This is a genomic window from Salmonella enterica subsp. enterica serovar Typhimurium str. LT2, from assembly GCF_000006945.2.
Classification (GTDB): Bacteria; Pseudomonadota; Gammaproteobacteria; order Enterobacterales; family Enterobacteriaceae; genus Salmonella; species Salmonella enterica.
The window spans coordinates 2,169,991-2,194,313 of the sequence record NC_003197.2 but is presented as its reverse complement, the minus strand read 5'-3'; the positions used below and the strand labels follow the sequence as shown (position 1 = coordinate 2,194,313).

Here is a 24,323-nt window from a genome sequence, read left to right as displayed (position 1 = left end):
ACCGGGAGTTATTATGCAGGATCTTAGCGGCTTTACGGTGCCGAAGGGGTTCCGCGGCGCTAATGCGCTAAAAGTACAATTATGGTGGGCGGTACAGGCGACATTATTCGCCGGGTCGCCGCAAATATTGTATCGCTGGCGAGCCTTTTTGCTGCGTCTGTTTGGCGCCAAAATTGGAAAGAATGTGGTTATTCGACCGTCAGTAAAAATTACCTATCCGTGGAAATTAACCGTCGGCGATTATGCCTGGGTAGGCGACGACGCTGTGTTATATACGTTGGGTGAAATTAATATTGGCGCACATGCGGTTATTTCACAAAAAGGGTATTTGTGTACCGGTAGCCATGATTATACCAGCGCCCATTTCGATATTAATGCCGCGCCGATTGTTATTGGCGAAAAATGTTGGCTGGCGACCGATGTTTTTGTCGCGCCCGGCGTGACGATAGGTCATGGCACCGTCGTCGGCGCGCGCAGCAGCGTATTTAAATCATTACCGGCAAATGCGATTTGTCGGGGCAATCCCGCAGTGGTAACGCGCCAGCGCGTTCAGAAAGTTACTCCCTAACGGGACTATTTGAGGAAATGAAAATGTCAAAAGTCGCTCTCATTACTGGCGTAACCGGACAGGATGGGTCTTACCTGGCAGAATTTCTGCTGGAAAAAGGGTATGAGGTGCATGGTATCAAGCGCCGCGCGTCATCGTTTAATACCGAGCGCGTGGACCATATTTATCAGGACCCGCACAGCTGCAACCCGAAATTTCATCTGCATTATGGCGACCTGACCGACGCCTCCAACCTGACCCGCATTTTACAGGAAGTGCAGCCGGATGAGGTCTACAACCTGGGCGCGATGAGCCATGTGGCGGTGTCGTTTGAGTCGCCGGAATATACCGCCGATGTGGATGCGATGGGCACGCTGCGCCTGCTGGAGGCGATCCGCTTCCTCGGTCTTGAAAAGAAAACGCGGTTCTACCAGGCCTCCACCTCTGAACTGTACGGGCTGGTGCAGGAGATCCCGCAGAAAGAGACCACGCCGTTCTACCCGCGTTCCCCCTATGCGGTGGCGAAACTGTACGCCTACTGGATCACCGTTAACTACCGTGAATCCTACGGTATTTACGCCTGTAACGGCATTCTGTTTAACCACGAGTCCCCGCGTCGCGGCGAAACCTTCGTCACCCGTAAGATCACCCGCGCCATCGCCAATATCGCCCAGGGACTAGAGTCCTGCCTGTATCTCGGCAACATGGACTCGCTGCGCGACTGGGGTCATGCGAAAGATTACGTGCGGATGCAGTGGATGATGTTACAGCAGGAGCAGCCGGAAGATTTCGTGATTGCCACCGGCGTGCAGTATTCCGTACGCCAGTTTGTGGAGCTGGCAGCGGCGCAACTGGGGATAAAACTGCGCTTTGAAGGCGAAGGCATTAATGAGAAAGGGATCGTGGTATCCGTTACCGGACACGATGCGCCGGGCGTGAAACCGGGGGATGTGATTGTGGCCGTTGATCCGCGTTATTTCCGTCCGGCGGAAGTGGAAACCCTGCTGGGCGACCCGTCCAAAGCGCATGAGAAACTGGGCTGGAAACCGGAAATCACCCTGTCGGAGATGGTCTCCGAGATGGTGGCGAACGATCTGGAGGCCGCGAAAAAACACTCACTGTTGAAATCTCACGGTTATGAGGTGGCCATCGCGCTGGAGTCCTGAGAATGAATAAGCAACGAATTTTTGTGGCGGGCCATCGCGGAATGGTGGGCTCCGCCATTGTACGGCAGCTTGCGCAGCGCGGCGACGTGGAACTGGTACTGCGCACCCGCGATGAGCTGGATCTGCTCGACGGGCGCGCGGTACAGGCGTTCTTTGCCGGGGCGGGTATCGACCAGGTTTATCTGGCGGCGGCGAAAGTGGGCGGCATTGTCGCCAACAACACGTATCCGGCGGATTTTATTTATGAAAACATGATGATAGAGAGCAACATTATTCACGCCGCGCACCTGCACAACGTGAACAAACTGCTGTTTCTCGGTTCGTCCTGTATCTATCCGAAACTGGCAAGGCAGCCGATGGCGGAAAGCGAGCTGCTGCAGGGGACGCTGGAGCCGACCAACGAGCCGTACGCCATCGCCAAGATCGCCGGGATTAAACTGTGCGAGTCCTACAACCGGCAGTACGGTCGCGACTACCGTTCGGTGATGCCAACCAACCTGTACGGCCCGCATGATAATTTCCACCCGGACAATTCACATGTGATCCCGGCGCTGCTGCGTCGCTTTCATGAGGCTGCGCAGAGCCACGCGCCGGAGGTGGTGGTGTGGGGCAGCGGCACGCCGATGCGTGAATTTCTGCACGTTGACGATATGGCGGCGGCCAGTATTCACGTGATGGAGCTGGCGCGCGAAGTGTGGCAGGAGAACACTGCCCCGATGCTGTCGCACATTAACGTCGGCACTGGCGTGGACTGCACCATCCGCGAGCTGGCGCAGACCATCGCAAAGGTGGTGGGTTACCAGGGCCGGGTGGTGTTCGATGCCGCGAAGCCGGACGGCACGCCGCGTAAATTGCTCGACGTCACGCGCCTGCATCAGCTTGGCTGGTATCACGAAATTTCACTGGAGGCAGGGCTTGCCGGTACTTACCAGTGGTTCCTTGAGAATCAGCAACGGTTCCGGGGGTGACAATGTTTTTACGTCAGGAAGATTTCGCCGCCGTGGTGCGGGCCACGCCCCTCATCTCCCTCGATTTCATCGTGGAAAACGGCCAGGGGGAAATTTTACTGGGCCAGCGTCTCAACCGTCCGGCGCAGGGCTACTGGTTTGTGCCGGGGGGGCGGGTGTGCAAAGACGAAACGCTGGAGGCCGCCTTTGCACGCCTGACGCAGGCGGAACTGGGCGTGCGTCTGCCGCTGGCGGCAGGGACGTTTTATGGCGTCTGGCAGCACTTCTATGACGACAACTTTTCCGGTGAGGATTTTTCAACTCACTACATCGTGCTCGGCTTTCGTCTGCGCGTGGCGGAGAGCGATTTACGCCTGCCTGATGCCCAGCATGGCAGTTACCGCTGGCTGACGCCGGAACAGCTTCTGGCAAGCGACAATGTTCATGAGAACAGTCGGGCCTACTTCTCTCCTGACGCGCCGGCGGTGGGCCTATGAAGATCCTGGTCTATGGCATTAACTATTCGCCGGAACTGACCGGTATCGGCAAATATACCGGCGAAATGGTGGCGTGGATGGCGCAGGAAGGCCATGAGGTGCGGGTCATTACTGCGCCGCCGTACTACCCGCAGTGGAAGGTCGGTGAGCGCTATTCCGCCTGGCGCTATCGCCGGGAAGAGGGCGAGGCTACCGTCTGGCGCTGCCCGCTGTATGTGCCGAAACAGCCCTCCACCTTAAAACGACTGCTTCATCTGGGGAGCTTTGCATTGAGCAGTTTTTTCCCACTGATGGCGCAGCGTCGCTGGAAGCCGGATCGGATTATCGGCGTTGTACCGACGCTCTTTTGTACGCCGGGAATGCGTCTGCTGGCGACACTCTCCGGCGCGCGTACCGTACTGCATATTCAGGATTACGAAGTGGACGCCATGCTCGGCTTAGGAATGGCGGGAAAAGGCAAGCGCGGCAGCGTAGCGCGGTTAGCGACGGCCTTTGAACGCAGCGCGCTGCGTAACGTTGATAATGTTTCGACCATCTCTCGCTCCATGATGAATAAAGCGCGGGAAAAGGGCGTCGCGGCGGAAAAAATCCTCTTTTTTCCGAACTGGTCGGAAGTGGCGCGCTTTCAGGACGTTAATGACGCTGACGTGACGGCTTTGCGTCAGCAGCTTGGCTTGCCAGAGGGCAAAAAAATTGTGCTCTATTCCGGCAATATCGGCGAAAAGCAAGGGCTGGAAAAGGTAATTGACGCCGCGGAACGATTACGCGATCGACCGTTGATTTTTGCGATTGTCGGCCAGGGGGGCGGCAAGGCGCGGCTGGAGAACATGGCCCGCGAACGCGGCCTGGCAAATATTAAATTCCTCCCGCTGCAGCCTTACGACGCCTTACCCGCGCTGCTGAAAATGGGCGACTGCCATCTGGTGGTGCAAAAGCGCGGCGCGGCGGATGCGGTACTGCCCTCCAAGCTGACTAACATTCTGGCGGTCGGCGGTAATGCGGTGATTACCGCTGAGCCGCACACCGAATTAGGACAACTTTGCGCGCGCTATCCGGGCATCGCCGTTTGCGTGGAACCGGAGTCGACCGACGCGCTGGTCAACGGGATTAGCCAGGCGCTCGCCATGCCGAAAAACAACACGACGGCACGTGAATACGCCGAACGCACGCTCAATAAAGAGAACGTGCTACGCCAATTTATTGCAGATATTCGGGGATGATAATGCGTCAGACAAAACTTTACCCGGTTGTGATGGCCGGTGGCTCCGGTAGCCGATTGTGGCCGCTTTCTCGCGTGCTTTATCCAAAACAGTTTCTGTGCCTGAAAGGCGATCTCACCATGCTGCAAACCACCATTTGCCGTCTGAACGGCGTGGAGTGCGAAAGCCCGCTGGTGATCTGTAACGAACAGCACCGTTTTATCGTTGCCGAACAGCTCCGCCAGCTCAATAAGCTGACGGAGAACATTATTCTTGAGCCCGCCGGGCGCAATACCGCGCCGGCGATTGCGCTGGCGGCGCTGGCGGCGACGCGCCAGCATACGGACTGCGATCCGCTGATGCTGGTACTGGCGGCGGATCATGCAATCGCCAATGAAGAGGCCTTCCGCGACGCGGTGCGCGGCGCCATGCCCTATGCCGACGCGGGCAAACTGGTGACCTTCGGTATCGTGCCGGATCTGCCGGAAACCGGCTATGGCTATATCCGGCGCGGTGATGTCGTGCCGGGCGCGACGGATGCGGTGGCTTTTGAGGTGGCGCAGTTCGTTGAGAAGCCGGGGCTGGAAACCGCTCAGGCCTACGTCGCCAGCGGCGATTACTACTGGAACAGCGGCATGTTTCTGTTCCGCGCCGGACGCTATCTGGAAGAGCTGAAAAAGTTCCGCCCCGATATTCTGGCCGCCTGTGAACAGGCGATGCGCGGCGTCGATCCGGATCTTGACTTCATTCGTGTGGATGAAGAGGCCTTCCTCGCCTGTCCGGAAGAGTCCATTGACTACGCGGTGATGGAGCGAACGGCGGACGCGGTGGTGATGCCGATGGATGCGGGCTGGAGCGATGTCGGCTCGTGGTCCTCGCTGTGGGAAATCAGCGCCCACACCCCGGAGGGAAACGTCCACCACGGCGACGTCATCAGCCATAAAACGGAAAACAGCTACGTTTACGCCGAATCCGGCCTGGTGACCACCGTCGGCGTGAAGGATCTGGTGGTGGTGCAGACCAAAGACGCCGTGCTGATTGCCGATCGCCACGCGGTGCAGGACGTGAAAAAGGTGGTGGAGAAGATCAAGGCCGACGGACGCCATGAGCACCACATGCACCGCGAGGTTTACCGCCCGTGGGGCAAATACGACTCCATCGACGCGGGCGAGCGCTATCAGGTGAAGCGTATTACCGTCAAGCCGGGGGAAGGACTGTCGGTGCAGATGCACCATCACCGCGCCGAGCACTGGGTGGTGGTGGCGGGGACCGCCAGAGTCACCATCAACGGCGAGGTTAAGCTGCTCGGTGAAAACGAGTCCATCTATATTCCGCTGGGGGCGACCCACTGCCTGGAAAATCCGGGAAAAATACCGCTCGATTTAATTGAAGTGCGTTCCGGCTCGTATCTCGAAGAGGACGACGTGGTGCGGTTCGAGGATCGTTACGGGCGGGTCTGACGCCTGCAATTATGCCCGGTAAGCGCAACGCGCCATCCGGCAATGAATAACAATAACGATGCTGGCCATTTACGGTCAGGGCTAACTGTTGCCTGAAGAAGGGGAAGCACATGACAAAATTAACCTGTTTCAAGGCCTACGACATTCGCGGCAGGCTGGGCGAAGAGCTCAATGAAGATATCGCGTGGCGGATTGGCCGCGCTTACGGCGAATATTTAAAACCGAAAACCGTCGTGCTGGGCGGCGACGTGCGCCTGACCAGCGAGGCGCTGAAGCTGGCGCTGGCGAAAGGGTTACAGGACGCGGGCGTCGACGTGCTGGATATCGGTATGTCCGGCACCGAAGAGATTTACTTCGCCACCTTCCACCTTGGCGTGGACGGCGGTATTGAAGTGACCGCCAGCCATAATCCGATGGACTACAACGGTATGAAGCTGGTGCGCGAGGGCGCCCGCCCGATAAGCGGCGACACCGGTCTGCGCGACGTTCAGCGTCTGGCGGAAGCGGGCGACTTCCCGCCGGTGAACGAGGCCGCGCGCGGCAGCTACAGACAAATCAGCCTGCGCGACGCCTACATCGACCACCTGCTCGGCTATATCAGTGTTAACAATCTCACCCCGCTGAAGCTGGTGTTTAACGCCGGCAATGGGGCGGCGGGGCCGGTCATTGACGCCATCGAAGCGCGCCTGAAGGCGCTGGGCGCGCCGGTGGAGTTCATCAAAATCCACAACACCCCGGACGGCACCTTCCCGAACGGCATTCCCAACCCGTTGCTGCCGGAGTGTCGCGACGACACCCGCAAGGCCGTTATTGAACACGGGGCGGACATGGGTATCGCCTTTGACGGCGACTTCGACCGCTGCTTCCTGTTCGATGAGAAAGGGCAGTTTATCGAGGGGTACTACATCGTCGGGCTGCTGGCGGAAGCATTTCTGGAAAAACACCCGGGGGCGAAGATTATCCACGACCCGCGCCTGACCTGGAACACGGAGGCAGTGGTGACGGCGGCGGGCGGGACGCCGGTGATGTCAAAAACCGGGCACGCCTTTATCAAGGAGCGGATGCGTACGGAGGATGCCATTTATGGCGGGGAAATGAGCGCGCATCACTATTTTCGTGATTTTGCCTACTGCGACAGCGGGATGATCCCGTGGCTGCTGGTGGCGGAGCTGGTGTGCCTGAAGAGACAGTCGCTGGGTGAGCTGGTTCGCGACCGGATGGCGGCGTTCCCGGCGAGCGGGGAAATCAACAGCAGACTGGCGGAGCCGGCGGCGGCCATTGCGCGGGTGGAAGCGCACTTTGCGGAAGAGGCGCAGGCAGTGGACCGCACGGACGGCCTCAGCATGTCGTTCGCCGACTGGCGTTTCAACCTGCGCTCGTCAAACACCGAACCGGTGGTGCGCCTGAATGTGGAATCACGCGGCGATATTCCGCTGATGGAAGCGCGAACACGCACTCTGCTGGCGCTGCTGAATCAGTAACGTCAGATCTCCCCTTACCGCCTGCGGGTAAGGGGCCAATCACAGGAACAACGATGACAAATCTAAAAAAGCGCGAACGAGCCAAAACCAATGCATCGTTAATCTCTATGGTGCAACGCTTTTCAGATATCACCATCATGTTTGGCGGGCTGTGGTTCATCTGTGAAGTCAGTGGACTGCCATTCCTGTACATGCACCTGTTGGTGGCGCTGATTACGCTGGTTGTTTTTCAAATGCTGGGCGGGATAACCGATTTTTATCGCTCCTGGCGCGGCGTCAAAATGTCGACAGAGTTAACGCTGTTACTGCAAAACTGGACGCTGAGCCTGATCTTCAGCGCCGGTCTGGTGGCGTTTAATGATGACTTTGACAACCGCCTCGCCACCTGGCTGGCCTGGTATGCGTTGTCCAGCCTGGGCTTAGTGTTATGCCGTTCATTTATTCGTTTCGGCGCGGGCTGGCTACGCAATCGTGGTTATAACACTCGCCGGGTCGCCGTCGCCGGAGATTTGCCTGCGGGCCAGGCGTTGCTGGATAGCTTCCGTAATGAGCCGTGGCTGGGTTTTGAGGTGGTGGGCGTCTATCACGATCCCAAACCGGGCGGCGTCTCTGCTGACTGGGCCGGGAACTTCGAGCAGTTAATTGACGATGCGAAAGCCTCGCGAATTCACAATGTTTATATCGCCATGTCGATGAGCGACGGCGCCATGGTGAAAAAACTGGTGCGCGAGCTGGCCGACACCACCTGCTCGGTGATCCTTATTCCCGATGTGTTCACCTTTAATATTCTCCACTCGCGCGTGGAGGAGATGAGCGGCGTTCCGGTCGTTCCGCTATATGACACGCCGCTATCAGGGATTAACCGTCTGCTTAAACGGGCAGAAGATATCGTGCTGGCGTCGCTGATTCTGCTGCTCATCTCACCGGTACTGTGCTGCATTGCGCTGGCGGTCAAATTGAGCTCGCCCGGGCCGGTGATTTTCCGTCAGACGCGCTACGGGATGGACGGCAAGCCGATCAAAGTCTGGAAGTTCCGCTCAATGAAGGTGATGGAGAACGATAAGGTCGTTACCCAGGCGACGCAAAACGATCCGCGCGTCACCCGGGTAGGTAACTTTTTGCGTCGTACCTCACTGGATGAATTGCCGCAGTTTATCAACGTATTAACTGGCGGGATGTCCATCGTCGGTCCTCGTCCTCACGCGGTGGCGCACAACGAACAGTATCGTCAGTTGATTGAAGGTTACATGCTACGCCACAAGATGAAGCCGGGCATCACCGGCTGGGCGCAAATTAATGGCTGGCGCGGTGAGACCGATACGCTGGAGAAAATGGAAAAACGCGTGGAATTCGACCTGGAATACATCCGCGAATGGAGTATTTGGTTCGATATCAAAATCGTTTTTCTGACGATTTTTAAAGGGTTTGTTAATAAAGCGGCGTATTAAGAACCTGACCCACAAGGCTATTTTACTTGCCATATTGCACCAGGGCAGCGTGTACGCTCCGGTTTTTCCGCGCTGTCCGTATTCAATCTGGCTGCGCCAATGATGCCTTGTGAACAGGTTCTGGAGAAAAGAATGAGTTTACGACAAAAAACGATCAGCGGCGCTAAATGGTCGGCTATCGCCACGATAGTGATTATCGGTCTGGGGTTAATTCAGATGACGGTGCTGGCGCGGATCATCGACAACCACCAGTTTGGCCTGTTGACCGTCTCGCTGGTGATTATCGCGCTGGCCGACACGATCTCGGACTTTGGCATCGCGAACTCGATTATCCAGCGTAAAACGATTGGGCATCTGGAGCTGACCACGCTTTACTGGCTAAACGTTGGGCTTGGGATTGTGGTATTTGCGGTGGTCTTTTGGCTGAGCGATGCGATTGCCCATGTTTTGCATAACCCGGATCTCGCGCCGTTAATCAAAACGTTGTCGCTGGCGTTTATCGTGATCCCTCACGGGCAGCAGTTCCGCGCTCTGATGCAAAAAGAGCTGGAGTTCAATAAGATCGGCATGATCGAAACGACCTCCGTGCTGGCGGGGTTCACCTTTACGGTGATTAGCGCCCATTACTGGCCGCTGGCGCTAACCGCGATTCTCGGCTATCTGGTGAACAGCGCGGTGCGAACGCTGCTGTTTGGTTACTTTGGCCGCAAGATTTACCGTCCGGGGCTGCATTTTTCGCTGGCATCGGTGTCCACGAACCTGCGTTTTGGCGCGTGGCTGACGGCGGACAGTATCGTCAATTACATCAACACGAATTTATCGACGCTGGTACTGGCGAGAATTCTCGGCGCAAGCGTCGCCGGGGGATATAACCTCGCGTACAACGTGGCTGTTGTGCCGCCGGCGAAGCTTAACCCCATCATTACTCGCGTGCTATTTCCGGCATTCGCCAAAATCCAGGACGATACCGAGAAGCTGCGCGTCAACTTCTATAAGTTGCTTTCCGTGGTGGGAATTATCAATTTTCCCGCGCTGTTGGGCCTGATGGTAGTGGCGAACAATTTTGTGCCGTTAGTGTTTGGCGAGAAGTGGAACAGCATTATCCCGATCCTGCAATTGCTGTGCGTGGTGGGGCTGTTGCGCTCGGTCGGCAACCCGATTGGTTCGCTGCTGATGGCGAAAGCGCGCGTGGATATCAGCTTTAAGTTCAACGTCTTTAAAACGTTTCTGTTTATCCCGGCAATTCTCATTGGCGGCCATCTGGCGGGGGCGATTGGCGTGACGCTGGGGTTCCTGGTGGTGCAAATCATCAACACCATTCTGAGCTATTTCGTGATGATTAAGCCGGTACTCGGCTCCAGCTATCGTCAGTATATTCTCAGCCTGTGGCTACCGTTTTATCTCTCATTGCCAACATTTATTACCAGCTACGGCGCAGGAAAGCTGGTCGACGGTTATTTACCGTTGTCGGGGGTATTCGCGCTACAGGTTATGGTCGGTATTTTGAGTTTTATTTTAATGATTATTTTTTCACGCAATGCGCTGGTGATGGAAATTAAAAATCAGCTTGTTGGCAGTGCAAAAATGAAAAAGTTATTACGTGTCGGATGACGGGGATATAAGAGGCTATTTATGAAATTATTAATTTTAGGCAACCACACATGCGGCAACCGTGGTGATAGCGCCATTATGCGCGGTTTGCTTGATGCCATCCGTCAACAGGCGCCAGAGGCGGAGATGGATGTGATGAGCCGTTTCCCGGTGAGTTCCGCCTGGTTGCAGGGGCGCCCGATTATTGCCGACCCGCTGTATCAGTTAAGCCAGAAACAGCAGGCGGCGGCAGGGCTTAACGGTCGGGTGAAAAAAGTATTACGCCGTCGTTTTCAGCATAAAATTTTATTGTCTAAAGTCGCCCAGGAAGGATCGCTGCGTAATTTTGCTATCGCGCCGGAATTTGCCGAATTCGCGCAATTTATTGCGCAGTATGACGCCGTCATTCAGGTGGGCGGTTCAAACTATGTCGACTTATACGGTTTGACTCACTTTGAATATCCGCTGTGCGCGTTTATGGCGAACAAACCAATTTATATGGTGGGACATAGCGTCGGCCCTTTCCAGAATCCTGACTTTAACCAGCTCGCCAATTATGTTTTTGGGCGCACCAGTGCGCTGATCCTGCGTGAAACCGTCAGCCGCGATCTGATGACCGCCGCGCAGATCGATACCCGGAAAGTGGAGCAGGGGGTGGATACCGCCTGGTTAGTCGAACGCCGTCACGACGAGTTTGTTGCCAGTTATGCTGTGCAGCACTGGCTGGACGTCACCGCGCGCCGCAAAACCGTCGCGATTACGTTGCGCGATCTGGAGCCGTTTGATAAACGCCTGGGCACCACTCAGCAGGCCTATGAGCAGGCATTTGCCCAGGTCGTGAATCGCCTGATTGCGGACGGTTATCAGGTACTGGCGCTGTCAACCTGCACCAGTATCGATCGCTATAACCGCGATGACCGGATGGTTGCGTTACGGATGGCGAAGTATGTAAACGACTCAGAGAATTTCCATATCGCGATGGACGAACTCAATGACGTGGAAATCGGAAAGATCCTCGCCTCCTGCGTACTGACCATCGGGACGCGCCTGCATTCCGCCATTATCTCCATGAATTTTGGCACACCCGCCATCGCCATTAATTATGAACATAAATCCGCCGGGATTATGCAGCAGCTAGGCCTGGCGGAATTGGCCATCGATATCCGTCACTTGCTGAACGGTTCATTACAAAGCGTGGTGGCCGATACGCTCAATCAATTGCCTGCGCTAAAGGCAAAAGTGGCTAACGCCGTCACCGAGGAGCGGGCGAAAGGGTTCACGATGATCAAATCTGTTCTCGACAGAATTCGGGAGGCGCAATGAAAGTCAGCTTTTTTCTGCTGAAATTTCCACTCTCATCGGAAACCTTTGTGCTGAATCAGATTACTGCGTTTATTGATATGGGCCATGAGGTGGAGATTGTCGCGTTACAAAAAGGCGATACCCAACATACTCACGCCGCCTGGGAGAAGTATGGCCTGGCGGCGAAAACCCGCTGGTTACAGGATGAGCCCCAGGGACGGCTGGCGAAACTGCGCTACCGGGCATGTAAAACGCTGCCGGGGCTGCATCGGGCGGCGACCTGGAAAGCGCTCAATTTTACCCGCTATGGCGATGAATCACGCAATTTGATCCTTTCCGCGATTTGCGCGCAGGTGAGCCAGCCTTTTGTGGCGGATGTGTTTATCGCACACTTTGGTCCGGCGGGCGTGACGGCGGCCAAACTACGCGAACTGGGCGTGCTTCGCGGCAAAATCGCGACTATTTTCCACGGGATTGATATCTCTAGTCGTGAGGTGCTCAGTCATTACACGCCGGAGTATCAGCAGTTGTTTCGTCGTGGCGATCTGATGCTGCCCATCAGCGATCTGTGGGCCGGTCGCCTGAAAAGTATGGGCTGTCCGCCGGAAAAGATTGCCGTTTCGCGCATGGGCGTCGACATGACGCGTTTTACCCATCGTTCGGTGAAAGCGCCAGGGATGCCGCTGGAGATGATTTCCGTCGCGCGCCTGACAGAAAAAAAAGGCCTGCATGTGGCGATTGAAGCCTGTCGGCAACTGAAAGCACAGGGCGTGGCGTTTCGCTACCGCATTCTGGGGATTGGCCCGTGGGAACGTCGGCTGCGCACGCTCATCGAGCAGTATCAGCTAGAGGATGTCATTGAGATGCCGGGGTTTAAACCGAGCCATGAAGTGAAGGCGATGCTGGATGACGCCGATGTTTTTTTGCTGCCGTCGATTACCGGTACGGATGGCGATATGGAAGGTATTCCGGTAGCGCTGATGGAGGCGATGGCGGTAGGGATTCCCGTGGTATCTACCGTGCATAGCGGTATTCCGGAACTGGTGGAGGCCGGCAAATCCGGCTGGCTGGTGCCGGAAAACGATGCGCAGGCGCTGGCGGCCCGACTCGCTGAGTTCAGCCGGATTGACCACGACACGCTGGAGTCGGTGATCACGCGCGCCCGTGAAAAAGTGGCGCAAGATTTTAATCAGCAGGCGATTAATCGCCAGTTAGCCAGCCTGCTACAAACGATATAAACGAGGTGGTATGCCCGCGACTAAATTCTCCCGACGTACCCTCCTGACGGCAGGTTCTGCGCTTGCTGTTCTTCCTTTTCTGCGCGCCTTGCCGGTACAGGCGCGTGAACCTCGCGAGACCGTCGATATTAAGGATTATCCGGCGGATGACGGTATCGCCTCGTTCAAACAGGCCTTCGCCGACGGACAGACCGTGGTCGTACCGCCAGGATGGGTGTGTGAAAATATCAATGCGGCGATAACGATTCCGGCGGGAAAAACGCTGCGGGTACAGGGCGCGGTGCGTGGGAATGGCCGGGGACGGTTTATTTTGCAGGACGGGTGTCAGGTGGTGGGGGAGCAGGGCGGCAGTCTGCACAATGTGACGCTGGATGTTCGCGGGTCGGACTGTGTGATTAAAGGCGTGGCGATGAGCGGCTTTGGCCCCGTCGCGCAAATTTTCATCGGTGGTAAGGAACCGCAGGTGATGCGTAATCTCATTATCGATGACATCACCGTTACCCACGCCAACTACGCCATTCTCCGCCAGGGATTTCATAACCAAATGGATGGCGCGCGGATTACGCATAGCCGCTTTAGCGATTTACAGGGGGACGCCATTGAGTGGAATGTCGCGATTCACGACCGCGACATCCTGATTTCCGATCATGTCATCGAACGCATTAATTGTACCAATGGCAAAATCAACTGGGGGATCGGCATCGGGCTGGCGGGTAGCACCTATGACAACAGTTATCCTGAAGACCAGGCAGTAAAAAACTTTGTGGTGGCCAATATTACCGGATCTGATTGCCGACAGCTTGTGCACGTAGAAAATGGCAAACATTTCGTCATTCGCAATGTCAAAGCCAAAAACATCACGCCCGGTTTCAGTAAAAATGCGGGTATTGATAACGCAACGATCGCAATTTATGGCTGTGATAATTTCGTCATTGATAATATTGATATGACGAATAGTGCCGGGATGCTCATCGGCTATGGCGTCGTTAAAGGAAAATACCTGTCAATTCCGCAAAACTTTAAATTAAACGCTATTCGGTTGGATAATCGCCAGGTTGCTTATAAATTACGCGGCATTCAAATTTCCTCCGGCAACACCCCCTCTTTTGTCGCCATCACCAATGTACGGATGACGCGTGCTACGCTGGAACTGCATAATCAACCGCAGCACCTCTTTCTGCGCAATATCAACGTGATGCAAACTTCAGCGATTGGCCCGGCGTTAAAAATGCATTTCGATTTGCGTAAAGATGTACGTGGTCAATTTATGGCCCGCCAGGACACGCTGCTTTCCCTCGCTAATGTTCATGCCATCAATGAAAACGGGCAGAGTTCCGTGGATATCGACAGGATTAATCACCAAACCGTGAATGTCGAAGCAGTGAATTTTTCGCTGCCGAAGCGGGGAGGGTAAGTACCGCTATTTTTACGAAAATTCCTGGGAAAAAGTTGTTCATACTTAATGTTATGGTGCCGACTAAGACGTAATGTAGAGCGTGCCATCATTATCCCTGGCAGCAGAGTAATTCATGCTGGCGAAAACAAGCTAAAGAGCTATAATTCAGCAACCATTTTACAGGTGGAAGAAACAATGATGAATTTGAAAGCAGTTATACCGGTAGCGGGTTTGGGTATGCATATGTTGCCTGCCACCAAGGCAATCCCAAAAGAGATGCTACCGATCGTCGACAAGCCAATGATTCAGTACATTGTCGATGAGATTGTGGCTGCAGGGATCAAAGAAATCGTGCTGGTGACTCACGCGTCTAAAAACGCCGTTGAGAACCACTTCGACACCTCTTATGAACTTGAATCACTTCTTGAGCAGCGCGTTAAGCGTCAGCTTTTGGCGGAAGTGCAATCTATCTGCCCACCGGGCGTGACGATTATGAACGTTCGCCAGGCGCAGCCGTTAGGGCTGGGGCATTCTATTCTGTGCGCGCGTCCGGTCGTGGGCGATAACCCTTTCATTGTGGTACTCCCGGATATTATTATCGATGATGCTACCGCCGATCCGCTGCGCTATAACCTTGCGGCGATGGTGGCGCGTTTCAATGAAACGGGTCGCAGCCAGGTGCTGGCGAAGCGCATGAAAGGTGATTTATCGGAGTATTCCGTTATCCAGACGAAAGAACCTCTGGATAATGAAGGCAAAGTCAGCCGGATTGTGGAGTTTATCGAAAAACCGGATCAGCCGCAGACGCTGGATTCCGATTTGATGGCGGTAGGCCGTTATGTGCTTTCAGCCGACATCTGGGCGGAACTGGAAAGAACCGAACCGGGCGCCTGGGGCCGCATCCAGCTCACCGATGCCATTGCTGAACTGGCGAAAAAACAGTCGGTTGACGCGATGCTAATGACGGGTGACAGCTATGACTGCGGTAAAAAAATGGGCTACATGCAGGCATTTGTGAAGTACGGGCTGCGCAACCTGAAAGAAGGAGCCAAGTTCCGTAAGAGCATAGAGCAGCTTTTGCATGAATAAGTATTAACAACCGTGATAAATGGTTGGTGATAAACATAATAACGGCAGTGAACATTCGAAGCGGCAAGTTGGCTGAAACGAGTGTTGACTGCCGTTTTAGTTTTGTATAAAGGGCTTAAGTAACAAGGGGTTATCTGGAGCATTTTAATGCTGATTTTATAAGATTAATCCTTGTTTCCGGATGCAATTAATAAGACAATTAGCGTTTAAGTTTTAGTGAGCTTTGCCCTGCTGGGCGAGGTTTGCAACAAGTCGATATGTACGCAGTGCACTGGTAGCTGATGAGCCAGGGGCGGTAGCGTGTGTAACGACTTGAGCAATTAATTTTTATTGGCAAATTAAATACCACATTAAATACGCCTTATGGAATAGAAAAGTGAAGATACTTATTACTGGCGGGGCAGGTTTTATTGGATCAGCTGTTGTCCGCCATATTATTAAGAATACACAGGACACTGTAGTTAATATTGATAAATTAACCTACGCCGGTAATCTTGAATCCCTTTCTGATATTTCTGAAAGTAATCGCTACAATTTTGAACACGCGGATATTTGTGATTCCGCTGAAATAACGCGTATTTTTGAGCAGTACCAGCCGGACGCGGTGATGCATTTGGCTGCGGAAAGTCATGTGGACCGTTCGATTACCGGGCCAGCAGCATTTATTGAAACCAATATCGTCGGCACCTATGCACTTCTTGAAGTTGCGCGTAAATACTGGTCTGCCCTTGGCGAAGATAAAAAAAATAATTTTCGTTTTCATCATATTTCCACTGATGAAGTTTACGGCGATTTACCGCATCCTGATGAAGTTGAAAACAGCGTTACGCTGCCGTTATTTACTGAAACGACGGCATATGCGCCAAGTAGCCCCTATTCTGCGTCAAAAGCATCCAGCGATCATTTAGTCCGTGCCTGGCGGCGTACCTATGGTCTACCAACGATCGTTACCAATTGTTCTAATAACTATGGCCCTTATCACTTCCCTGAAAAACTGATTCCGTTGGTCATTTTGAACGCACTGGAAGGAAAGCCTTTGCCAATTTATGGCAAAGGGGATCAGATTCGCGATTGGCTATATGTAGAAGATCATGCTCGCGCGCTTCATATGGTAGTGACTGAAGGCAAGGCAGGGGAGACTTATAACATTGGTGGACACAATGAGAAGAAAAATCTCGATGTGGTATTTACCATCTGTGATCTGCTGGATGAGATTGTACCCAAAGCGACTTCTTATCGTGAACAAATCACTTATGTCGCGGATCGTCCGGGCCATGATCGTCGTTATGCCATTGATGCAGGTAAAATTAGCCGCGAATTAGGCTGGAAACCGCTGGAGACCTTTGAAAGCGGTATTCGTAAAACAGTGGAATGGTACCTTGCAAATACTCAATGGGTAAACAATGTTAAAAGTGGGGCGTATCAGAGTTGGATAGAACAGAACTATGAAGGACGCCAGTAATGAATATCTTACTTTTTGGTAAGACAGGGCAAGTAGGCTGGGAGTTGCAACGTTCTCTGGCACCGGTAGGGAATCTGATTGCCCTGGATGTCCATTCAAAAGAGTTTTGCGGTGATTTTAGTAATCCGAAAGGCGTTGCCGAAACCGTTCGTAAGCTTCGTCCCGATGTGATTGTTAACGCAGCAGCCCATACTGCAGTAGATAAAGCAGAGTCTGAACCAGAACTGGCGCAGTTACTTAACGCCACCAGTGTGGAAGCCATCGCTAAAGCAGCCAACGAAACTGGCGCATGGGTAGTGCATTATTCAACCGATTATGTATTTCCTGGTACCGGCGATATCCCATGGCAGGAAACGGACGCTACGTCGCCGCTGAATGTCTATGGCAAAACCAAACTGGCGGGAGAAAAGGCCCTGCAGGATAACTGCCCTAAACACCTTATCTTCCGCACCAGTTGGGTTTATGCAGGTAAGGGCAATAATTTCGCAAAGACAATGCTTCGTCTGGCGAAAGAGCGTCAGACACTTTCAGTCATTAACGATCAGTACGGTGCGCCAACCGGTGCGGAATTACTGGCTGACTGTACGGCGCATGCGATCCGTGTGGCGTTAAATAAACCAGAAGTCGCAGGTCTTTACCATCTGGTTGCCGGGGGAACCACAACCTGGCATGACTACGCGGCCTTAGTCTTTGACGAGGCGCGCAAAGCAGGGATAACGCTTGCGCTGACTGAGCTTAATGCTGTGCCGACCAGCGCCTACCCGACGCCGGCGAGCAGACCAGGCAATTCGCGTCTCAATACTGAAAAGTTTCAGCGTAATTTTGACCTTATTCTGCCTCAATGGGAATTAGGAGTTAAGCGTATGCTGACTGAAATGTTTACGACGACAACCATCTAATAAATTTAAATGCCCATCAGGGCATTTTCTATGAATGAGAAATGGAAATGAAAACGCGTAAGGGCATTATTTTAGCGGGGGGCTCCGGCACCCGTCTTTATCCGGTGACCATGGCGGTAAGTAAGCAATTGCTACCAATTTATGATAAACCGATGATTTACTATCCCCTTTCCACGCTTATGCTGGCAGGCATTCGGGATATCCTGATCATCAGTACGCCACAGGACACGCCGCGTTTTCAACAACTGCTGGGAGACGGCAGCCAGTGGGGGCTGAATCTTCAATATAAAGTACAGCCAAGCCCGGATGGCTTAGCACAGGCGTTTATTATTGGTGAAGAGTTCATTGGTCATGATGATTGTGCATTAGTGCTGGGTGACAATATCTTCTATGGTCATGATTTACCAAAGTTAATGGAAGCTGCCGTTAATAAAGAAAGTGGTGCTACCGTCTTCGCTTATCATGTAAACGATCCGGAGCGCTACGGTGTGGTTGAGTTTGACCAAAAGGGCACAGCCGTTAGTCTGGAAGAAAAACCATTACAACCGAAGAGTAATTACGCGGTAACGGGGCTGTATTTTTATGATAATAGCGTGGTGGAGATGGCGAAAAATCTTAAGCCTTCCGCTCGCGGTGAGTTAGAAATCACGGATATTAACCGTATCTATATGGAGCAGGGAAGATTGTCTGTCGCTATGATGGGGCGCGGTTATGCCTGGCTGGATACAGGGACGCATCAGAGTTTGATAGAGGCCAGTAATTTTATTGCAACCATCGAAGAACGCCAGGGGCTAAAAGTGTCCTGCCCGGAAGAGATCGCATTTCGTAAAAATTTTATAAATGCACAACAGGTTATAGAACTGGCCGGGCCATTATCAAAAAATGATTATGGCAAATATTTGCTGAAGATGGTGAAAGGTTTATAAGTGATGATTGTGATTAAAACAGCAATACCAGATGTCTTGATCTTAGAGCCTAAAGTTTTTGGCGATGAGAGGGGATTCTTTTTTGAAAGTTATAACCAGCAGACCTTTGAAGAGTTGATTGGACGTAAAGTTACATTTGTTCAAGATAATCATTCAAAATCCAAAAAGAACGTACTCAGAGGGCTACATTTTCAGAGAGGAGAAAATGCACAGGGGAAGTTAGTTCGTTGTGCTGTCGGTGAGGTTTTTGATGTTGCGGTCGATATCCGAAAAGAATCGCCTACTTTTGGTCAATGGGTTGGTGTAAATCTGTCTGCTGAGAATAAGCGACAGCTTTGGATTCCAGAAGGTTTTGCTCATGGTTTTGTTACTCTTAGTGAGTATGCAGAGTTTCTGTACAAAGCAACTAATTATTACTCACCTTCATCGGAAGGTAGCATTCTATGGAATGATGAGGCAATAGGTATTGAATGGCCTTTTTCTCAGCTGCCTGAGCTTTCAGCAAAAGATGCTGCAGCACCTTTACTGGATCAAGCCTTGTTAACAGAGTAAGCATCGTGTCTCATATTATTAAGATTTTTCCATCAAATATTGAATTTTCCGGTAGAGAGGATGAATCAATCCTCGATGCTGCGCTATCGGCTGGTATCCATCTTGAACATAGCTGCAAAGCGGGTGATTGTGGTATCTGTGAGTCCGATTTGTTGGCGGGAGAAGTTGTTGACTCCAAAGGTAATATTTTTGGACAGGGTGATAAAATACTAACCTGCTGCTGTAAACCTAAAACCGCCCTTGAGCTAAATGCGCATTTTTTTCCTGAACTAGCTGGACAGACAAAAAAAATTGTCCCATGCAAGGTAAATAGTGCTGTACTGGTTTCAGGCGATGTTATGACTTTGAAGTTACGCACACCACCAACAGCAAAAATTGGCTTCCTTCCAGGGCAGTATATCAATTTACATTATAAAGGTGTAACTCGCAGTTATTCTATCGCTAATAGTGATGAGTCGAATGGTATTGAGTTGCATGTAAGGAATGTTCCCAATGGTCAGATGAGTTCGCTCATTTTTGGGGAGTTACAAGAAAATACTCTTATGCGCATTGAAGGGCCTTGCGGAACATTTTTTATTCGTGAAAGTGACAGACCTATAATCTTCCTTGCAGGCGGTACTGGATTCGCTCCAGTTAAATCAATGGTTGAGCATCTCATTCAGGGAAAATGTCGTCGTGAGATCTACATTTACTGGGGAATGCAATATAGTAAAGATTTTTACTCTGCATTACCGCAGCAGTGGAGTGAACAGCACGACAACGTTCATTATATCCCTGTTGTTTCTGGTGATGACGCCGAATGGGGGGGAAGAAAGGGATTTGTCCATCATGCCGTGATGGATGATTTTGATTCTCTAGAGTTCTTCGATATATATGCATGTGGTTCACCTGTGATGATCGATGCCAGTAAAAAGGACTTTATGATGAAAAATCTCTCTGTAGAACATTTCTATTCTGATGCATTTACCGCATCTAATAATATTGAGGATAATTTATGAAAGCGGTCATCCTGGCTGGTGGACTTGGTACCAGACTAAGTGAAGAAACAATTGTAAAACCAAAACCGATGGTAGAAATTGGTGGCAAGCCTATTCTTTGGCACATTATGAAAATGTATTCTGTGCATGGTATCAAGGATTTTATTATCTGCTGTGGTTATAAAGGATATGTGATTAAAGAATATTTTGCGAACTACTTCCTTCACATGTCAGATGTAACATTCCATATGGCTGAAAACCGTATGGAAGTTCACCATAAACGTGTTGAACCATGGAATGTCACATTGGTTGATACGGGTGATTCTTCAATGACTGGTGGTCGTCTGAAACGTGTTGCTGAATACGTAAAAGATGACGAGGCTTTCCTGTTTACTTATGGTGATGGCGTTGCCGACCTTGATATCAAAGCGACTATCGATTTCCATAAGGCTCACGGTAAGAAAGCGACTTTAACAGCTACTTTTCCACCAGGACGCTTTGGCGCATTAGATATCCGAGCTGGTCAGGTCCGGTCATTCCAGGAAAAACCGAAAGGCGATGGGGCAATGATCAATGGTGGTTTCTTTGTGTTGAATCCATCGGTTATCGATCTCATCGATAACGATGCAACAACCTGGGAACAAGAGCCATTAATGACATTGGCACAACAGGGGGAGTTAATGGCTTTTGAACACCCAGGTTTCTGGCAGCCGATGGATACCCTACGTGATAAAGTTTACCTCGAAGGGCTGTGGGAAAAAGGTAAAGCTCCGTGGAAAACCTGGGAGTAACTAGATGATTGATAAAAATTTTTGGCAAGGTAAACGTGTATTCGTTACCGGCCATACTGGCTTTAAAGGAAGCTGGCTTTCGCTATGGCTGACTGAAATGGGTGCAATTGTAAAAGGCTATGCACTTGATGCGCCAACTGTTCCAAGTTTATTTGAGATAGTGCGTCTTAATGATCTTATGGAATCTCATATTGGCGACATTCGTGATTTTGAAAAGCTGCGCAATTCTATTGCAGAATTTAAGCCAGAAATTGTTTTCCATATGGCAGCCCAGCCTTTAGTGCGCCTATCTTATGAACAGCCAATCGAAACATACTCAACAAATGTTATGGGTACTGTCCATTTGCTTGAAACAGTTAAGCAAGTAGGTAACATAAAGGCAGTCGTAAATATCACCAGTGATAAGTGCTACGACAATCGTGAGTGGGTGTGGGGCTATCGTGAGAACGAACCCATGGGAGGGTACGATCCATACTCTAATAGTAAAGGTTGTGCAGAATTAGTCGCGTCTGCATTCCGGAACTCATTCTTCAATCCTGCAAATTATGAGCAACATGGCGTTGGTTTGGCGTCTGTGAGGGCTGGTAATGTCATAGGCGGAGGCGATTGGGCTAAAGACCGTTTAATTCCCGATATTCTGCGCTCATTTGAAAATAACCAGCAGGTTATTATTCGAAACCCATATTCTATCCGTCCCTGGCAGCATGTACTGGAGCCTCTTTCTGGTTACATTGTGGTGGCGCAACGCTTATATACAGAAGGTGCTAAGTTTTCTGAAGGATGGAATTTCGGCCCGCGTGATGAAGATGCGAAGACGGTCGAATTTATTGTTGACAAGATGGTCACGCTTTGGGGTGATGATGCAAGCTGGTTACTGGATGGTGAGAATCATCCTCATGAGGCACATTACCTGAAACTGGATTGCTCTAAAGCAAATATGCAATTAGGATGGCATCCGCGTTGGGGATTGACTGAAACACTTGGTCGCATCGTAAAATGGCATAAAGCATGGATTCGCGGCGAAGATATGTTGATTTGTTCAAAGCGTGAAATCAGCGACTATATGTCTGCAACTACTCGTTAAGAAAATAAGTTTAAGGAATCAAAGTAATGACAGCAAATAACCTGCGTGAGCAAATCTCTCAGCTTGTCGCTCAGTATGCGAATGAGGCATTGAGCCCGAAACCTTTTGTTGCAGGTACAAGCGTTGTGCCTCCTTCCGGGAAGGTTATTGGTGCCAAAGAGTTACAATTGATGGTTGAGGCGTCTCTTGATGGATGGCTAACTACTGGTCGTTTCAATGATGCCTTTGAAAAAAAACTTGGGGAATTTATTGGGGTTCCTCATGTTTTAACGACAACATCTGGCTCTTCGGCAAACTTGCTGGCACTGACTGCGCTGACTTCCCCAAAATTAGGCGAGCGAGCTCTCAAACCTGGTGATGAGGTTATTACTGTCGCTGCTGGCTTCCCGACTACAGTTAACCCGGCGATCCAGAATGGTTTAATACCGGTATTCGTGGATGTTGATATCCCGACATATAATATCGATGCCTCTCTCATTGAAGCTGCAGTTACTGAGAAATCAAAAGCGATAATGATCGCTCATACACTCGGTAATGCATTTAACCTGAGTGAAGTTCGTCGGATTGCCGATAAATATAACTTATGGTTGATTGAAGACTGCTGTGATGCCCTTGGGACGACTTATGAAGGCCAGATGGTAGGTACCTTTGGTGACATCGGAACCGTTAGTTTTTATCCGGCTCACCATATCACAATGGGTGAAGGCGGTGCTGTATTCACCAAGTCAGGTGAACTGAAGAAAATTATTGAGTCGTTCCGTGACTGGGGCCGGGATTGTTATTGTGCGCCAGGATGCGATAACACCTGCGGTAAACGTTTTGGTCAGCAATTGGGATCACTTCCTCAAGGCTATGATCACAAATATACTTATTCCCACCTCGGATATAATCTCAAAATCACGGACATGCAGGCAGCATGTGGTCTGGCTCAGTTGGAGCGCGTAGAAGAGTTTGTAGAGCAGCGTAAAGCTAACTTTTCCTATCTGAAACAGGGCTTGCAATCTTGCACTGAATTCCTCGAATTACCAGAAGCAACAGAGAAATCAGATCCATCCTGGTTTGGCTTCCCTATCACCCTGAAAGAAACTAGCGGTGTTAACCGTGTCGAACTGGTGAAATTCCTTGATGAAGCAAAAATCGGTACACGTTTACTGTTTGCTGGAAATCTGATTCGCCAACCGTATTTTGCTAATGTGAAATATCGTGTAGTGGGTGAGTTGACAAATACCGACCGTATAATGAATCAAACGTTCTGGATTGGTATTTATCCAGGCTTGACTACAGAGCATTTAGATTATGTAGTTAGCAAGTTTGAAGAGTTCTTTGGTTTGAATTTCTAATTCAATTTATTCTATCTGGTGATTGCGATGACCTTTTTGAAAGAATATGTAATTGTCAGTGGGGCTTCCGGCTTTATTGGTAAGCATTTACTCGAAGCGCTAAAAAAATCGGGGATTTCAGTTGTCGCAATCACTCGAGATGTAATAAAAAATAATAGTAATGCATTAGCTAATGTTAGATGGTGCAGTTGGGATAATATCGAATTATTAGTCGAGGAGTTATCAATTGATTCTGCATTAATTGGTATCATTCATTTGGCAACAGAATATGGGCATAAAACATCATCTCTCATAAATATTGAAGATGCAAATGTTATAAAACCATTAAAGCTTCTTGATTTGGCAATAAAATATCGGGCGGATATCTTTTTAAATACAGATAGTTTTTTTGCCAAGAAAGATTTTAATTATCAACATATGCGGCCTTATATAATTACTAAAAGACACTTTGATGAAATTGGGCATTATTATGCTAATATGCATGACATTTCATTTGTAAACATGCGATTAGAGCATGTATATGGGCCTGGGGATGGTGAAAATAAATTTATTCCATACATTATCGACTGCTTAAATAAAAAACAGAGTTGCGTGAAATGTACAACAGGCGAACAGATAAGAGACTTTATTTTTGTAGATGATGTGGTAAATGCTTATTTAACTATATTAGAAAATAGAAAAGAAGTACCTTCATATACTGAGTATCAAGTTGGAACTGGTGCTGGGGTAAGTTTGAAAGATTTTCTGGTTTATTTGCAAAATACTATGATGCCAGGTTCATCGAGTATATTTGAATTTGGTGCGATAGAGCAAAGAGATAATGAAATAATGTTCTCTGTAGCAAATAATAAAAATTTAAAAGCAATGGGCTGGAAACCAAATTTCGATTATAAAAAAGGAATTGAAGAACTACTGAAACGGTTATGAGATTT

Annotated in this window: 22 protein-coding genes and 21 other annotated features; all 22 genes read left to right on the top strand. The window is 50.7% G+C overall.

Translation table 11 applies throughout. The features are described from left to right. Position 1: 1 nt before the first annotated feature. Positions 2-7, top strand: a ribosome-binding site (putative RBS for wcaF; RegulonDB:STMS1H002256). The 22 genes from wcaF (at position 2) to rfbJ (ending at position 24,318) form a co-directional block, all read left to right on the top strand. Further along, positions 2-568 (top strand): putative acyltransferase gene (gene wcaF, locus STM2110; protein NP_461055.1). Within the gene, positions 14-568 belong to an annotated coding region; the region does not span the whole gene. Its footprint overlaps the feature before it by 6 nt. Positions 569-579: 11 nt before the next feature. Further along, positions 580-585: a ribosome-binding site (putative RBS for gmd; RegulonDB:STMS1H002255), on the top strand. Next, positions 580-1,713 (top strand): GDP-D-mannose dehydratase gene (gene gmd, locus STM2109; RefSeq protein NP_461054.1). Within the gene, positions 592-1,713 belong to an annotated coding region; the region does not span the whole gene. (Overlaps the previous feature by 6 nt.) Continuing rightward, positions 1,702-1,707, top strand: a ribosome-binding site (putative RBS for wcaG; RegulonDB:STMS1H002254). (Overlaps the previous gene by 6 nt.) Then, positions 1,702-2,681, top strand: a protein-coding gene (gene wcaG / locus STM2108; RefSeq protein NP_461053.1) for a bifunctional GDP fucose synthetase. Within the gene, positions 1,716-2,681 belong to an annotated coding region; the region does not span the whole gene. The genes gmd and wcaG overlap by 12 nt, the downstream gene beginning before the upstream one ends. Next, positions 2,645-2,650: a ribosome-binding site (putative RBS for wcaH; RegulonDB:STMS1H002253), on the top strand. It overlaps the preceding gene by 6 nt. Next, a complete protein-coding gene (wcaH, locus tag STM2107) occupies positions 2,653-2,952 on the top strand; it encodes a GDP-mannose mannosyl hydrolase (RefSeq protein NP_461052.4) in 300 nt (99 codons plus the stop codon). The genes wcaG and wcaH overlap by 29 nt, the downstream gene beginning before the upstream one ends. Positions 2,953-3,142: 190 nt before the next feature. Continuing rightward, positions 3,143-3,148, top strand: a ribosome-binding site (putative RBS for wcaI; RegulonDB:STMS1H002252). Further along, the gene (gene wcaI / locus STM2106; RefSeq protein NP_461051.1) for a putative glycosyl transferase occupies positions 3,143-4,377 on the top strand. Within the gene, positions 3,154-4,377 belong to an annotated coding region; the region does not span the whole gene. (Overlaps the previous feature by 6 nt.) Next, positions 4,368-4,373 (top strand) — a ribosome-binding site (putative RBS for manC; RegulonDB:STMS1H002251). It overlaps the preceding gene by 6 nt. Next, positions 4,368-5,816, top strand: a protein-coding gene (manC, locus tag STM2105) for a mannose-1-phosphate (RefSeq protein ID NP_461050.3). Within the gene, positions 4,374-5,816 belong to an annotated coding region; the region does not span the whole gene. The genes wcaI and manC overlap by 10 nt, the downstream gene beginning before the upstream one ends. A 98-nt stretch (positions 5,817-5,914) precedes the next feature. Next, positions 5,915-5,920, top strand: a ribosome-binding site (putative RBS for cpsG; RegulonDB:STMS1H002250). Beyond that, positions 5,915-7,297, top strand: a protein-coding gene (gene cpsG, locus STM2104) for a phosphomannomutase (protein NP_461049.1). Within the gene, positions 5,927-7,297 belong to an annotated coding region; the region does not span the whole gene. (Overlaps the previous feature by 6 nt.) Positions 7,298-7,339: 42 nt before the next feature. After that, positions 7,340-7,345: a ribosome-binding site (putative RBS for wcaJ; RegulonDB:STMS1H002249), on the top strand. Beyond that, positions 7,340-8,745 (top strand): glucose-1-phosphate transferase gene (gene wcaJ, locus STM2103; RefSeq protein ID NP_461048.1). Within the gene, positions 7,351-8,745 belong to an annotated coding region; the region does not span the whole gene. It overlaps the preceding feature by 6 nt. A gap of 120 nt (positions 8,746-8,865) precedes the next feature. Then, positions 8,866-8,871: a ribosome-binding site (putative RBS for wzxC; RegulonDB:STMS1H002248), on the top strand. Beyond that, positions 8,866-10,356, top strand: a protein-coding gene (wzxC, locus tag STM2102; RefSeq protein NP_461047.1) for a putative export protein. Within the gene, positions 8,878-10,356 belong to an annotated coding region; the region does not span the whole gene. (Overlaps the previous feature by 6 nt.) A gap of 11 nt (positions 10,357-10,367) precedes the next feature. Then, positions 10,368-10,373: a ribosome-binding site (putative RBS for wcaK; RegulonDB:STMS1H002247), on the top strand. Then, positions 10,368-11,658, top strand: a protein-coding gene (wcaK, locus tag STM2101; protein ID NP_461046.1) for a putative galactokinase. Within the gene, positions 10,378-11,658 belong to an annotated coding region; the region does not span the whole gene. Its footprint overlaps the feature before it by 6 nt. Then, positions 11,647-11,652: a ribosome-binding site (putative RBS for wcaL; RegulonDB:STMS1H002246), on the top strand. It overlaps the preceding gene by 6 nt. Continuing rightward, the gene (gene wcaL, locus STM2100) for a putative glycosyl transferase (protein NP_461045.1) occupies positions 11,647-12,875 on the top strand. Within the gene, positions 11,655-12,875 belong to an annotated coding region; the region does not span the whole gene. Before wcaK ends, wcaL begins: the two co-directional genes overlap by 12 nt. 2 nt (positions 12,876-12,877) lie before the next feature. Next, positions 12,878-12,883, top strand: a ribosome-binding site (putative RBS for wcaM; RegulonDB:STMS1H002245). Next, positions 12,878-14,289, top strand: a protein-coding gene (gene wcaM / locus STM2099) for a putative colanic acid biosynthesis protein (RefSeq protein NP_461044.1). Within the gene, positions 12,886-14,289 belong to an annotated coding region; the region does not span the whole gene. It overlaps the preceding feature by 6 nt. Positions 14,290-14,451: 162 nt before the next feature. Then, positions 14,452-14,457 (top strand) — a ribosome-binding site (putative RBS for galF; RegulonDB:STMS1H002244). Continuing rightward, positions 14,452-15,360, top strand: a protein-coding gene (galF, locus tag STM2098) for a UDP-glucose pyrophosphorylase (protein NP_461043.1). Within the gene, positions 14,467-15,360 belong to an annotated coding region; the region does not span the whole gene. It overlaps the preceding feature by 6 nt. A 363-nt stretch (positions 15,361-15,723) precedes the next feature. After that, positions 15,724-15,729 (top strand) — a ribosome-binding site (putative RBS for rfbB; RegulonDB:STMS1H002243). Then, positions 15,724-16,822, top strand: a protein-coding gene (gene rfbB, locus STM2097; protein ID NP_461042.1) for a dTDP-glucose 4,6 dehydratase. Within the gene, positions 15,737-16,822 belong to an annotated coding region; the region does not span the whole gene. Its footprint overlaps the feature before it by 6 nt. Continuing rightward, positions 16,809-16,814, top strand: a ribosome-binding site (putative RBS for rfbD; RegulonDB:STMS1H002242). (Overlaps the previous gene by 6 nt.) Continuing rightward, the gene (gene rfbD, locus STM2096; protein ID NP_461041.1) for a TDP-rhamnose synthetase occupies positions 16,809-17,721 on the top strand. Within the gene, positions 16,822-17,721 belong to an annotated coding region; the region does not span the whole gene. Before rfbB ends, rfbD begins: the two co-directional genes overlap by 14 nt. Positions 17,722-17,762: 41 nt before the next feature. Continuing rightward, positions 17,763-17,768: a ribosome-binding site (putative RBS for rfbA; RegulonDB:STMS1H002241), on the top strand. Beyond that, positions 17,763-18,647, top strand: a protein-coding gene (gene rfbA / locus STM2095; RefSeq protein NP_461040.1) for a dTDP-glucose pyrophosphorylase. Within the gene, positions 17,769-18,647 belong to an annotated coding region; the region does not span the whole gene. (Overlaps the previous feature by 6 nt.) Further along, positions 18,637-18,642: a ribosome-binding site (putative RBS for rfbC; RegulonDB:STMS1H002240), on the top strand. Its footprint overlaps the gene before it by 6 nt. Further along, positions 18,637-19,199, top strand: a protein-coding gene (gene rfbC / locus STM2094) for a dTDP-4,deoxyrhamnose 3,5 epimerase (protein NP_461039.1). Within the gene, positions 18,648-19,199 belong to an annotated coding region; the region does not span the whole gene. Before rfbA ends, rfbC begins: the two co-directional genes overlap by 11 nt. Before the next feature lie 5 nt (positions 19,200-19,204). Continuing rightward, on the top strand, positions 19,205-20,197 hold the full coding sequence (rfbI, locus tag STM2093; RefSeq protein ID NP_461038.1) for a CDP-6-deoxy-delta3,4-glucoseen reductase: 993 nt from the start codon (positions 19,205-19,207) through the stop codon (positions 20,195-20,197). Beyond that, positions 20,187-20,192 (top strand) — a ribosome-binding site (putative RBS for rfbF; RegulonDB:STMS1H002239). (Overlaps the previous gene by 6 nt.) Then, positions 20,187-20,967 (top strand): glucose-1-phosphate cytidylyltransferase gene (rfbF, locus tag STM2092; protein ID NP_461037.1). Within the gene, positions 20,194-20,967 belong to an annotated coding region; the region does not span the whole gene. The genes rfbI and rfbF overlap by 11 nt, the downstream gene beginning before the upstream one ends. Next, positions 20,967-20,972, top strand: a ribosome-binding site (putative RBS for rfbG; RegulonDB:STMS1H002238). It overlaps the preceding gene by 1 nt. Continuing rightward, positions 20,967-22,051, top strand: a protein-coding gene (gene rfbG, locus STM2091; RefSeq protein ID NP_461036.1) for a CDP-glucose 4,6-dehydratase. Within the gene, positions 20,972-22,051 belong to an annotated coding region; the region does not span the whole gene. (Overlaps the previous feature by 6 nt.) Before rfbF ends, rfbG begins: the two co-directional genes overlap by 1 nt. 19 nt (positions 22,052-22,070) lie before the next feature. After that, positions 22,071-22,076, top strand: a ribosome-binding site (putative RBS for rfbH; RegulonDB:STMS1H002237). After that, positions 22,071-23,391, top strand: a protein-coding gene (rfbH, locus tag STM2090; RefSeq protein ID NP_461035.1) for a CDP-6deoxy-D-xylo-4-hexulose-3-dehydrase. Within the gene, positions 22,078-23,391 belong to an annotated coding region; the region does not span the whole gene. (Overlaps the previous feature by 6 nt.) Before the next feature lie 21 nt (positions 23,392-23,412). Beyond that, positions 23,413-23,418, top strand: a ribosome-binding site (putative RBS for rfbJ; RegulonDB:STMS1H002236). Beyond that, the gene (gene rfbJ / locus STM2089) for a CDP-abequose synthase (protein ID NP_461034.1) occupies positions 23,413-24,318 on the top strand. Within the gene, positions 23,419-24,318 belong to an annotated coding region; the region does not span the whole gene. Its footprint overlaps the feature before it by 6 nt. Positions 24,319-24,323 lie beyond the last annotated feature (5 nt).